Below are 12,130 nucleotides of genomic sequence, written 5' to 3'. Positions count from 1 at the left end.
TAAAAACAAGTAATTTAGAAAGCGGTATAGCTCGCAATCTTTAAGGTTACCATGTCTAAGTAATTGCGAGTACAAACACCATTACCATTGATACAGGCTTATTATTTGGAAGTTTAGGTCGAGTCCTTGCCCTCACTGTTATCCTCTTATTCTTACGAGAATCAGATTTCATCGACTCCCTTAGATTTCCTATCTAGATTAGCGTATTCAGTATCTACTGCAATATCAAGTCCAAAACAGAATCAGGAAAATGGAGAGGACTATCATAAATAGCTATCCGCATTTCATTAATAAAAAAACTCCTAAATTAGCCATGATTAAGCCAACTTAGAAGTTATCTTTATATTTTTTTGACTTTATTCTTGAAGGTCAACCAATTATCAATTTTAGCCGCAATTTTTGATACCTGAAGGGTTTTAAAGAGCCAAATTCTAACTTTTTCAATCAAGATAGAACCTAAGAATATTAGGAGACTAACCCCTAATATTATGATTGGAAAAACGAGTGGAGATTGGTCCACAAAGTTTTCTGCAAAATCTCGCATGGCAAATTTTACAATTAAGGGATGCAGATGAACCAAATAAACACCAAATGTCGCTGGCGCAAAGAATTTAATGAATTTAACCAGTATCCTTGATGATGAAATGTCCAAATTAGCAAATAAAACAAAGAGAGCTAGAGCCCCTAAACTAATGGTTGGCGAGGTGTACCAATACCACTTCTCACTAACTGCATGCTTCAAAACCAAGGTCGCTGCAATTGATAATACATAAATACCAATCAATATGAGGGGTTTATTGTACTTTTTCAAGTCAATACGTGCTAAAAAAGCGCCGACGACATAAAGAAGAATTAACCAAGTCATACTAAATCCCTTAGATAAAGAAAACTCCGAAACACTGGTGTCAAGCAACACAGGCAATAATGAAAAGACAATAAAACCAGTCGCTATCATTTTACCTAAGTCAGAAAGTTCCATCCTCGGAAGGGCAATATTAAAGAATGGCATGGTCAACATTAACCCAAAATAAGCGGTAACATACCAATATTGACCCCTAATAACGGGGAAAAAGGCATCCAACCAATCGTTACCGCTAATCTCCTTACCTAATAGAAGGAAAAACAAAGTGATACCGATGGAATAAAAGGCCACTTGAAGCCACAAATTAACCACTTTTGAGTACCTAAAGTTGGAACGAAAACCAACATAGCCACTAATCAAAGCGTAACAGTTTACGGCAACGTAAACACTGGCTTGAATAACCCAAGTTTGCACAAAATGAATATCAACTGTTCCGGCGACCGAATCACGAACACCACCTTTACCTAACACATGGGTCACAACAATCATGAACATGGCAAAAATTCTTAAAAAATCAATTCCTGCATTATAAAGTCTCTTTTCCATGGTCTTATTCTAACATAATTCAACAAAGTAAGAAAAATCCTTGTTTTAGGGTTTACACCTGCTCTTATTTTGTGTATAATAACTCCAACGGATAAGTAATAATGCTGAGCGTTCAGAAAGTCTGCGGTTGCTGTGAGCAGATCTCTTTGCTTTATGAAATTCTACCGTGTTATTATTATTGATATTAATTAAGTGCACAATCTGTGAAGTTGGATGGAACCGCGCAAGCTAGCGCTCCAACGACAAACAGGTTGTGTTTTTTTCTACCATATTAGGAGGTATTTATGTTAGATATTAAACGTATTCGTAACGACTTTGATGCTGTTGCGGAAAAATTGGCCACTCGTGGTGTTACTGCGGAAACCTTAAATGAGTTGAAAGACTTAGATGCTAAACGTCGCCAACTCTTAACAAAGTCTGAAGAATTAAAAGCTGAACGTAACCTTGCTTCAGATAAAATCGCCCAAGCCAAACGCAACAAAGAAGATGCTTCTGAGCAGATTTCTGCAATGCAAAATGTGTCTGCTGACATTAAGGCTGTGGATAGCGAATTAGCTGATATTGATGAAAAATTAAATGCGATTATTACAGTCTTACCAAATACACCGCACGACTCAGTTCCTGTTGGTGCTGACGAGGAAGAAAACGTAGAAGTACGCCGTTGGGGAACTCCTCGTGACTTTGACTTCGAGCCAAAAGCTCACTGGGATCTTGGTGAAGATTTAGGCATTCTTGACTGGGAACGTGGTGCAAAAGTCACTGGTACTCGCTTCCTCTTTTATCGTAACTTGGGTGCTCGCTTAGAGCGTGCCATTTACAACTTTATGCTGGACGAACACGCTAAAGAAGGCTACCAAGAAGTCATCCCCCCTTACATAGTCAATCAGGATTCTATGTTTGGTACTGGGCAATATCCAAAATTCAAGGAAGATACTTTTGAATTAGCAGACACTCCTTTTGTCCTTATCCCAACAGCTGAAGTTCCGTTAACCAACTACTATCGCAATGAAATTATTGATGGAAAAGAACTCCCTATTAACTTCACTGCCATGAGCCCTTCTTTCCGTTCTGAAGCAGGCTCAGCTGGTCGTGATACGCGTGGTTTGATTCGTTTGCACCAATTCCATAAGGTTGAAATGGTCAAATTTGCCAAACCTGAAGAATCTTACGAGGAATTGGAAAAAATGACAGCCAATGCCGAAAACATTCTTCAAAAACTAAATTTGCCTTACCGTGTCCTAGCTCTCTGTACTGGCGATATGGGATTCTCAGCTGCAAAAACCTATGATTTAGAGGTTTGGATCCCAGCTCAAAAGACCTATCGTGAAATTTCTTCATGTTCAAATACAGAAGATTTCCAAGCCCGCCGTGCCCAAATTCGTTACCGTGATGAAGCTGATGGCAAGGTCAAACTTCTTCATACTCTTAACGGTTCAGGTCTCGCTGTTGGTCGTACAGTTGCAGCTATTCTTGAAAACTATCAAAATGAAGATGGCTCTGTCACAATCCCAGAAGTTCTTCGCCCTTACATGGGTGGTGTTGAAGTTATCGCACCAGAATAAAGAAAAAATGAGTTCCTTTTGGAGCTCATTTTTGAGTGGCTTCATAATATGGTGACAAGTCTTTAAAGGCGTCTAGTAGCTTCGGAATAAGCTCTTGAATGGTCATTTGTTCTGTCACTGGAATATCTTTTTTGACTAAAACTTTTCGAACATCCCCTTTAGCTACTTCAGTCAGTAATCTCTGTCGATTACTTTCTGTACCAGCTTCACGATGGCTAACTCCATTAGATTGAACTAAATAATAAAGTGGTTCATGGATTGGAACTGTTAAAACTTTGGCTTGCTGGCCCAAGGTGTAATCTGATTTCTTTCTCTCAATAAAGCTGACTTCGACAGAAATACCAAAATTATCCTTTTGACCGTAAAGGCGTATGGCAAAACCAACAGAATCCTTCTCTTCTTCAAGGCCATGGAAATAAGTCCAAAAATGTGGTCGCCCCACTTGAGCTTGGTTAGCCCAATTACTAACACGATCCATTTTAAACTCGGACAACTCCTCTGCAAGCACCTTTGACAAGGTCATCATCTCAGCACGCGCAGCCTGACCCTGACTTTTAAAGTCTATCATGGCTTGCGCCTCTACACCAGCTTTTTCTGGTTTGATGTATTTGAGGCCTTGATAGGCTAGGTAATTATTTATTTGGGTAAACACATGACCTCCTTACTATGATGCGACTAGTCTTTAGCAATGTTTTAAAAATCAATCATTTTTCCTTGAAGATTTCCGCATTAATAGTAGGAGAGCTAATAAGGGGCTAGTCCTTCATGCAAAACAATCAAATGATCCTGCAGCCCGCTTGATAGCGCAGGGAGCTGCTATATCCATAAATACTAACTGTATTTTCCTAAAAACTATGCGACTTTTATCGGTTCAAAAGTTTCTCGATTTTCTTTCAAAACAACTCTTTAACTGTTTCTACTTTGTCCTTTGAAAAGTACACAATGGCTAGATTATAAATTAACAGTAGCCTCCCCCTCTTAATTTTGTAGTCAAATGAATTAACTTTCAGAACAAGGAACAGAAAAGACGCGTGCAGTACTTGATACTCAATGAAAATCAAAAGCAGACTAGGCGACACAGATAGCAGATAGAACTGTCTTCATCAAATCAAGTCAACAACGTCTGCTTTTGAGTTTCGAAAAGTATGAGTACGGCAAGTCAAAAGTGGGCATGTAGCAAAGTTAATTCAAAAGACTATAATAGACTAATTCTCATTAATTTATCTACCATCGTGATAATTCTAGCAGTTTGGAGAGTGGGATAGCTAGAGGTCATTCCACCTTGAACTTAAAAATGAGAAAACAAAGGAAAAGACTACTTACGCACTAATTTCACTACAGCCTCAACCGGTGTACTATTGTCCAAACTAATTTCTAAGTCTTCCTCAATGATTGGAAGCTTGAAATGAATGGCTTTCACCCAACGTCCTGCTTTATTTTTGTCATCATAAATTTCGACTTTTTCAATCAACATCTGACACAATCGCTTCTTGTCGATATCTTCCATAACGTCCATAAATGATGCAAAATTGACTAATATTTTATAAATATTATCAGCGGTCATTTTATCTTTTAAGATTACTTCTCGTTTAGATTCACTTGTCTCAATTAGTATCTCTACATCTGCTATTTTATCATAAATAGTATTTAATCTCATATCTAAATCAATTGACTTTTGCTGAAAATGAGGATCTTCAAAATTTAAGGAGTCAATTTGTTGGATTAAATTCAATTTGGTTGCATTGAGTTGGCGAAAGAGACTCTTATATTGTTCAATTTCACTGTCTATCCTACTTGTATCAACCTGAATATTTATTTTCTCTTGCAGTTTTCGTGCAAAATCAGGTCTTGAAACTAACTTACTAATGATTGATAATACTTCATGGTCTAAATTTCCTGTTTTAAGCTGTTTATTAAATGTGCACTTATGACCATCTACATGTTTTCTATGTTTACAAGCATAGTAGTAATAGTTTTTATAGTATTCATCTTTCTTATTTTTATTTCTCTTGATACTTTTATTTCCATAAAGCCCAGCATGGCATAATGGACATTTTATCAATCCCGAAAGTATATAAATAGAATCGCCCTTACTTGGGTTCTCACGTTTATACTTATGGGCATTAGCTTCTCGTTTTTTCCTCACTTTATTCCAAATCTCATCGTCAATAATTGCTTCATGTATTCCGTCTGTTAGAATATAATTTTCAGACTGTATGACTTTCGTTTCACCAGAAATTTTATCTCGAGTGCTTTCACGCCGTCCAAAAGCAATTTTTCCATTGTAAACTGGATTGTCTAAGATTCTTGCAATGCCACTTGATGAAAAATATGGAAGGGTGCTATTATGTCGAATTGGTTTCTTTATATCTAGGTTGGCTAAATGCTTGGCAATAGCTATAGTACCCATATCACTGTTAGCAAATAAATCAAAAATCATTTTTACTGATTCAGCTTCTTCTTGATTTACTTGCAATTGACCATTAACAAGGGAATATCCTACAGGCGCAAATCCACCATTCCATTGACCAGCTCTCGCTTTTTGTCTGCGACCTTCCATAGCTTGAGAAATAATATTCTCTCTTTCCATTTCAGCAACAGCCGACAAGATAGTAATGACTAACTTTCCTGAATCCTTTGAACTATCTAGTCCATCATCAACACAAATCAGATTTACACCATGAGATTCCATGATAGCTAGAGATTTTAAAGTATCCGCAGCATTTCGACCAAAACGTGATAATTTGAATACAAGTACATAATCTACTTTATCTTTCTCTGCTTCGATATCTGATATCATAGCCATAAATTCCGTTCTACCTAGCATGGTTTTACCAGATTTCCCAGCGTCTTGATAGGTTTTCACAATCTCAATATCAAAAGCATTGGCATATTGATGAATTCTTGTTTCTTGAGCGTCTAATGAAAATCCTTCAACTTGCATATTTGTAGATACCCTTGTATAGATATAGGCTTTCTTTCGCTTCATTTAATTTCTCCTTGAAAAGTTTGACCAAAAAATACCCTTATAATCTTAAGGGTATTTTAACTCTTTTTAGAAAAGAACACAAGCAACTACTCATCAGTATACAGGTTTTCTTCCTTGATTGGTAAATTTGAGCAATCAATGTTATCTCCATATTTCAGAAGCATTTCTTCCAAAAATCTCACTAGTTCATCCATAGATGACCTCCAAGTGAAACTATTATTCTCTGATTCCTCATAACAAAAGGCAGAAGTAGTTGCTTGTAGAAATGTAAATCATGTATAATCATGATAAACTCCTTCTATAACTCAACTATATTCTGCCATTTTTTGGAAATTATAAAAAAACTGTTAATGAATTTGATATTACATTTTAATTCCATGCAAAAAATCTTCTTACAGAAGGTAAGAAGATTTTAGTTTTAAAACATTGTTAGAGGTGTACTAGAAGTATATATACAGTACGATTAAACACAACTCTTGTCAACATTTTAAAAATTATTATCCACTTAAAAAAGTGCCTCATTCATCAACTTCATTTCATAAGGAATTAGCTTTGAACTTATTTGCGAAATATTATCCTTTAGATATTGGATAATATTAGGATAACCAGTTAACTCCTCTGGTAATTTTACTTTTTTGACTGCTGAACAAGGTACCCCATAATCAATTAAGAATTGTAATCTTTCATCAACTTGTTCATTTTCTAATAAAGAAGCAAACACGCTATAGTCCCCGCACTTCATTTTTGATTGGCTAAAAACATATTTTTGAATAGAATCAACAATAGCAAGAAGCTTGGGAATCTCAAAATTTGCATCAGTTCTCTGAAATTTCAGCATATAATCGATAGCCCGATCCAAAGGATCTTTCTTATTTTTTTTTAACATAGTAATCGTATTGTTCATAAATCAATTCTTTGAATGATAGATTTATATATTTCAAGGCTGTTACTGCCTTATTTTGACTATAGCCATACTCATCTCTATGCTTCAGGTACTTATATCCTAAAAATAATCAGTTCTATAATAAATTAAAAATCGTGTTGGTAGAAAAATCGTCTACTTCTACCAACACGATTTTACAAAGAGCCAGTACTTACATCTCTTTTTCTCCTGTAAAACTATTGTATCTTGATACTTTAAGGAGTTTCAATCATTCGATCTGTTAACCGTTATTTTTTGGATCTAAACTTAATAACATAGCATTAATGGCGACGATGACTGTTGACACAGACATTAGGATTCCTCCTAATGCAGGGCTTAATGTGATACCAATAGGAGCCAAAATTCCTGCAGCTAGAGGGATAGCTATAAAGTTATAACCAGCTCCCCAAAATAGGTTTTGTTTCATTTTACGAGTTGTTTTGTGTGCTAATTCAATGAATGATTCAATATCTCCTGGATCGGATTGAGTCAATATGACATCAGCTGAATCCAATGCAACTTGAGTTCCAGCACCTACAGCTATACCAACATCTGCTAAGGCAAGAGAAGGAGCATCATTTACACCATCACCTACCATGATAACTTTCTTTCCTTCATCTTTAAGTGTTTTAACTAACTCATATTTGTCTTGTGGAGATTGATTTGATCTATACTCAATCCCTAAAACTTCTGCCGCGCCTTGAGCCGCTTTTTCATTATCACCTGTTGCCATAATTGGTTGAATATTGTTCTTTTTAAGAGCTTTAATTAACTCTTTACTCGTTGGTTTTAATTCGTCCCCTAAAGCTACAGCACCAATGGCATCATCGTTTTCTACTAAGACACTAAGAGTTGCTCCTTTTGGAATATCCATATCAAGATTACGTCCATAGGCTTTTTGACTGATTAATTGGTAACGGTGCCCACCTGCTTTACCCTCTACTCCAGAACCGGAAATCACATCAATCGAATCAAAAGATGCTGGACGTATATCTTGCTGCTCGGCGAACCTTATAATTGATTGAGCAATTGGGTGGCTAGATCCTCCTTCAATACCTGCCAATAAGGCAATGATTTCCTCTTTTGTATATTTGTCATTAAGAAGTTTTACATCTAATACTTTAAATTCACCAGTTGTTAAAGTACCCGTTTTATCTAAAATTATCACATCTGCATCTTGAGCTATTTCTAAGGCTTGGCGGTCTTTTACTAGTAAGCCACGGCTAGCCCCTAAGCTTGTGCTTCGGGCGGTTACCAATGGAATAGCCAGACCCAATGCGTGCGGACAAGCAATAACTAATGTAGTAATAGTAAATATAACTGCCGTTGGGATATCTCCAATAATCATCCACACTACAAAAGCAATTAGCGCGACAATAACAGCAATATAGAAGAGCCACCCTGCAACCTTTTGCGCAATATTTTCTGCCCTGGAAGGCTGACTTTGAGCTTGGCTAATTAAAGTCTGTACTTGAGAGATAAAGGATTGATCACCTGTCTCATTCACTTTAATATAAAGAACCCCTTCTCCATTTGTTGAGCCTCCGATTACTTCATCGCCAGGACCTTTTTTAACTGCTTTTGATTCTCCAGTCAAAAGAGCTTCATTTACACGTGATTCGCCACGCTCGATAGTTCCGTCTGCTGGCACATTTTCTCCGGCTTGAACACGAATTAAATCGCCTACCTGTAAGTCAGCAACTGGACGTATTTCAATTGAATCATCTTCTAACACAACGTGAGCATCTTTTGGTACCAACTTAGCCAATGCTGCTTGTGCGTCTCCTGCTTCTCCAATAGCTTTCATCTCAATCCAGTGACCTAATAACATGATTAATAATAATGAAGCAAATTCAAAGAAAAAGTCCATCACGTGTCCACCCGTTACGTAGGTAATGATAACAGCATAAATACTGTATAAATATGAAACACTTATACCTAAAGAAACTAGAGCCATCATTCCAGGTTCTTTTTGTTTAAATTCGTCAACTGCGCCTTGATAGAATGGACGTCCACCATAAATAATTAATATAGTAGATAAAATAGCTACTACAATATCAGAATATGGAAAAGTAAACTGGAATGGTAGGTCAAACCCAGCCATAGGGGATAAGAGCATAATAATGATTCCTAGTGGCAATGATTTTAAGAAAAGTTCCTTAAAGTTACCGTGATGATGGTGTTCATGCCCTCCGTGATGCCCACTGTGGTCATGCCCACTGTGCCCGCTGTGATCATGCTCAGCATGATGTTCTTGATGTTGATTCTTATGGTCTCCATGTTCTTCCGTGCTTACGTGCTCATGTTTTGAATGATCCATGTCGCCATGATTATGGTGACAGTGGGATAAATGTTTGTTGTTATTGTTCATTTTAAATTCCTCCTTATTCTTAATGATGATGTAAATGACACTCGCATTGTCTTTCTGGACAATTGCAATCCACTTCTTCTACTGCGAAAGATTTTTTTATCTCTAATATTTTTTCTAGTCGATCTATATCATCGAAGCTTAAGACATGATCTTCAATATTATTTATTATTCTACTTTAATTTGTCCCATCATACCTGCTTCTTCATGTTCAAGAATGTGACAGTGGTACATATAACTACCCTTCTTATTAAACTTAACTATAAGTCTTACTTTTTCGTTAGGCTCAATATATACAGTATCTTTCCATCCGCTCTCCTCTGGAGAAGGCGCATTACCGTTTCTTGATAGAATTTGAACCTGGGTGCCATGAATATGGAATGGGTGTCCCATTTCATGCATCATAGATCCTGGGTTTGTAATTTCCCAAATCTCTGTATCTCCAAGCCTCACTGTTTCATCAATTCTATTCATATCAAATTTTTTACCGTTTATTGATACCATGTGACCCATACCTTGAAGCTCAAAACTTCTTATCTTAGTAGCTTGTGCTTCTGACATTCTTTCTATATTCGTTAAAGTGCTAGGTACTTCAGTATCATCTTTCCCATCGCCTTTAACATTAAAGGTCATAATGGCTTCCTTATTACTCATAAGTGATAGCTGCGTTCCCTTTTCATACTTTGAAAAGTCCACTATTATCTCTGCTCTTTCCCCAGGTGATAACATAATATTTCTCTGGCTAACCGGTTTTTCTAAAAATCCACCATCAGATGCTATTTGATAGAATCCATCTCTATTATCTAACTTCAAATTAAAGTTACTTGCATTAGCACCATTAACTATTCTAAATCTCATCTTGACTCTATTAACCTCTAAATTAGGTTTAATAGCTCCGTTAACTATGATAGTATCCCCTGTTGCTCCATCCATCATATTTGTATTATAAATAAAACTGCCGTCCTTGCCAAAGCTTCTATCTTGAATTACTAAAGGTATATCATTTACTCCATATTCCTTAGGAATATTTAAGCTTTTTGATACTTCATCATCCACATAGAATAGTCCTGCTAAACCTTTATAAACTTGGGTAGCAGTATTTCCTCCAAAGTGCGGATGATACCACAATGTTGCAGCCTGTTGATTTACTGTAAAACTAGGCTCCCAAGTTGTTCCTGGTTCAATTCCTTGATGAGGGCCCCCATCCTTTTCTCCTTCTACCTCTAGTCCATGCCAGTGAACTGTAGTTGCTTCTTTTAGCTTGTTATTTACGTGCACATTTACTTGCTCACCTTTACTTACTCTGATGACAGGGCCTAAGAAACTTCCGTTGTAACCCATAGTTCGTGTCTTGGTATTTGGTAAAAATGAAGTTTCTCTTTCTTGAGGTTCTAAAGTAAAATCCGCAATATTAGGATCTGGATTTTTATCCTCTAATAGTGGTGGTATAGGAAGTGTACTTTTTGTTTTACTTGTTTGAATATCTATATTAACTGCACTCTGGTTTATTTTAAAATAACTAATCATTGGTTCTAAAAGTGTAATATATCCAACTGCAGTTAATACGACTGTAAGTCCAATACCTAATAACATATGTTTATTCTTACTCATTTTTATTCCTCCTTATGTTAATGATGATGTAAATGACACTCGCATTGTCCTTCTGGACAATTGCAAGCCACTTCTTCTACTGCGAAAGATTTTTTTATCTCTAATATTTTCTCTAGTCGATCTATATCATCGAAGCTTAAGACATGATTTTCAATGATGCTTCCTATTACATTTCCAACTTTCTTATTGCAAATACGGTTAAAAATATCTTCTGCATAATCCCTTACGGCTTCTTTCTCTACAATATTGGCAGTGTAAATAAACTTTCTACCTTCTTGCTCTGTATTTAGTACGCCTTTTTCAACTAATCGACCTAAGATCGTTTTGATAGTGGATTCTGTCCAGTCCATTTTTTCTTTCAATACAGAGATGACTGTTTTACTAGTTACTCGATCATTTGCCCAAACTACACGCATTACTTCCCATTCAGCATCTGTGATAGAAGTATTAAGTTCTATTGTGCTCATTTTCCTTTACTCCTTGTCGTTTACAAATGTAAACGAATATATTCAAAATAAGTCTACTATTGTAAACGAAATTTGTCAAGTCTTTTTATTAAATTCTCACTTTTTGGGGTCAGTCCCTTAAAACTGAAAGTTTTAAAATGAAATTAGCCATCTACCTATACTGTGAGATGAAGGCTACGACTCATTCTGATAAGTCATCGATTTCATTTGATGACAGGTTTGGAGCTGTTAGGCAAATTTGCCAAGGCTAATCATAGCCTTGCTTTAGCCCAAAAAAGACATCCAAGAGATTTCTCTTGAATGTCTGTAAACGCTGATATAATCGTAGGTCGCTTTGCTTTAAATTATACTTTTTTCTTAAACATTTGATACGAGTAGGTATTTCTTGTGAGTAATTTTCATCAAAAATTTCATATATAATCTCCCTATAATCATGGAAAAGTAGTAAAAATAGTTGTTATCCTAGTTGATTAAAAAAATCTCTGATTTCCTCATCTTTTATAAAATAATATATAATTTTCCCCTCTCTTCTAGTGTCCAAGATGTTTTGATTGGCTAGTTTACGAAGATGGTGGGAGGCAGATGCCATACTGAGATTTAATAAACAGGCTATATCGCAGACACAGAGTTCTTCAACAGCAAGGAGATAAAAGATGATATTTATCTGTTTATTATCGGTAAACTTTGATAAAATGCGAAGTGATTTTTGGACTTTTTCCTTTTCAAGGTAGTTCGTTGCGGTTGTAACATTTTGTTGATTTATAACATTCACTTGGCAGATACTATCTTTTTTCAAAATATTT

At 36.1% G+C, this 12,130-nt stretch carries 9 protein-coding genes and 1 pseudogene; 1 reads left to right on the top strand and 9 read right to left on the bottom strand.

Annotated features, from left to right (window positions below):
- Positions 1 to 340: 340 nt before the first annotated feature.
- Positions 341 to 1,408 (bottom strand): acyltransferase, encoded by a 1,068-nt coding sequence (locus A3IA_RS0109790; protein WP_018381144.1) that lies wholly within the window; start codon positions 1,406 to 1,408, stop codon positions 341 to 343.
- A 284-nt stretch (positions 1,409 to 1,692) separates the two neighbouring features.
- Here A3IA_RS0109790 and serS point away from each other — a divergent pair, with 284 nt between their 5' ends.
- Positions 1,693 to 2,970: a serine--tRNA ligase gene (gene serS / locus A3IA_RS0109785; protein ID WP_018381143.1), complete on the top strand. Its 1,278-nt coding sequence runs from the start codon at positions 1,693 to 1,695 to the stop codon at positions 2,968 to 2,970.
- A gap of 25 nt (positions 2,971 to 2,995) precedes the next feature.
- On the opposite strand, the gene A3IA_RS0109780 is transcribed toward serS, so the two are convergent.
- From A3IA_RS0109780 to cadX, 8 genes and pseudogenes are all read right to left on the bottom strand, one after another.
- Entirely contained in the window at positions 2,996 to 3,622 is a 627-nt protein-coding gene (locus A3IA_RS0109780) for a hypothetical protein (RefSeq protein ID WP_018381142.1), read from the bottom strand.
- Between the two features lie 663 nt (positions 3,623 to 4,285).
- Positions 4,286 to 5,959, bottom strand: coding sequence for a recombinase family protein (locus A3IA_RS0109775; protein ID WP_018381141.1), 1,674 nt, complete (start codon positions 5,957 to 5,959; stop codon positions 4,286 to 4,288).
- Between the two features lie 505 nt (positions 5,960 to 6,464).
- Positions 6,465 to 6,863, bottom strand: a complete 399-nt coding sequence (locus tag A3IA_RS0109760) for a hypothetical protein (RefSeq protein ID WP_018381138.1) — start codon at positions 6,861 to 6,863, stop codon at positions 6,465 to 6,467.
- Between the two features lie 259 nt (positions 6,864 to 7,122).
- Positions 7,123 to 9,252 carry a heavy metal translocating P-type ATPase gene (locus A3IA_RS0109755; protein ID WP_018381137.1) on the bottom strand — a complete coding sequence of 710 codons (2,130 nt, stop codon included), beginning with the start codon at positions 9,250 to 9,252 and terminating at the stop codon, positions 7,123 to 7,125.
- 19 nt (positions 9,253 to 9,271) lie between these two features.
- Positions 9,272 to 9,409 (bottom strand): annotated as a pseudogene (locus A3IA_RS13720) (CopY/TcrY family copper transport repressor); the annotation flags it as partial.
- 8 nt (positions 9,410 to 9,417) lie between these two features.
- Entirely contained in the window at positions 9,418 to 10,860 is a 1,443-nt protein-coding gene (locus A3IA_RS13715; RefSeq protein ID WP_018381136.1) for a multicopper oxidase family protein, read from the bottom strand.
- 17 nt (positions 10,861 to 10,877) lie between these two features.
- The gene (locus A3IA_RS0109745; protein ID WP_018381135.1) at positions 10,878 to 11,327 is read right to left on the bottom strand and encodes a CopY/TcrY family copper transport repressor; all 450 of its coding nucleotides are present in this window, start codon (positions 11,325 to 11,327) and stop codon (positions 10,878 to 10,880) included.
- Between the two features lie 457 nt (positions 11,328 to 11,784).
- Positions 11,785 to 12,123, bottom strand: a complete 339-nt coding sequence (gene cadX, locus A3IA_RS0109740) for a Cd(II)/Zn(II)-sensing metalloregulatory transcriptional regulator CadX (RefSeq protein WP_000711091.1) — start codon at positions 12,121 to 12,123, stop codon at positions 11,785 to 11,787.
- Between the last annotated feature and the right edge of the window lie 7 nt (positions 12,124 to 12,130).

The organism is Streptococcus thoraltensis DSM 12221 (genome assembly GCF_000380145.1).
In the GTDB taxonomy this organism is placed as follows: domain Bacteria; phylum Bacillota; class Bacilli; order Lactobacillales; family Streptococcaceae; genus Streptococcus; species Streptococcus thoraltensis.
The sequence above is the reverse complement of the archived record's forward strand: the minus strand, read 5'-3'. Positions and strand labels throughout refer to the sequence as shown.

What these genes read in the sequence shown, in the direction of transcription:
- A3IA_RS0109775 (WP_018381141.1), bottom strand. Translation starts at nt 5,959, where the DNA reads ATGAAGCGAAAGAAAGCCTATATCTATACAAGGGTATCTACAAATATG.
- A3IA_RS13715 (WP_018381136.1), bottom strand. Translation starts at nt 10,860, where the DNA reads ATGAGTAAGAATAAACATATGTTATTAGGTATTGGACTTACAGTCGTA.
- A3IA_RS0109790 (WP_018381144.1), bottom strand. Translation starts at nt 1,408, where the DNA reads ATGGAAAAGAGACTTTATAATGCAGGAATTGATTTTTTAAGAATTTTT.
- A3IA_RS0109760 (WP_018381138.1), bottom strand. Translation starts at nt 6,863, where the DNA reads ATGAACAATACGATTACTATGTTAAAAAAAAATAAGAAAGATCCTTTG.
- A3IA_RS0109745 (WP_018381135.1), bottom strand. Translation starts at nt 11,327, where the DNA reads ATGAGCACAATAGAACTTAATACTTCTATCACAGATGCTGAATGGGAA.
- A3IA_RS0109755 (WP_018381137.1), bottom strand. Translation starts at nt 9,252, where the DNA reads ATGAACAATAACAACAAACATTTATCCCACTGTCACCATAATCATGGC.
- serS (WP_018381143.1), top strand. Translation starts at nt 1,693, where the DNA reads ATGTTAGATATTAAACGTATTCGTAACGACTTTGATGCTGTTGCGGAA.